Source organism: Escherichia sp. KCJ4928 (genome assembly GCF_004352695.1).
Taxonomy (GTDB): Bacteria; Pseudomonadota; Gammaproteobacteria; order Enterobacterales; family Enterobacteriaceae; genus ECMA0423.
Genome location: NZ_SJWV01000829.1, coordinates 1 through 255, shown reverse-complemented (window position 1 = coordinate 255; position 255 = coordinate 1). Strand labels below are relative to the sequence as shown.

Genomic DNA, 255 nt, shown 5'->3' with positions numbered 1-255 from the left:
CTACGTTCTCCTGTGGTTTATCTTTAGCCGATGGTTCAGGACTGGCCTGCTGCACTGGCTGAATCTCTGCAGGTTCAGAAGGTGAATCTGTTTCTGCTGTGCCGGTGTCGTGAGCCGTGGTCGTAACTGTGGCGTCAGCATTGGGTTCTTGTGCTAATACATTTCGGTCGTCAGTGGTGGCGGCAGAGGTATTCTTTGCGTTGCTGTCAATGGCAGAAACAGCATTCACCTGCGGTTCATTCGGGGAGGCTGTCC

At 53.3% G+C, this 255-nt stretch carries 1 protein-coding gene; it reads right to left on the bottom strand.

Translation table 11 applies throughout. The annotated features are described in order from the left end of the window. A partial coding sequence (locus tag E0D98_RS26970) for a hypothetical protein (protein ID WP_131891703.1) occupies window positions 1-255 on the bottom strand: 255 nt, incomplete at both ends.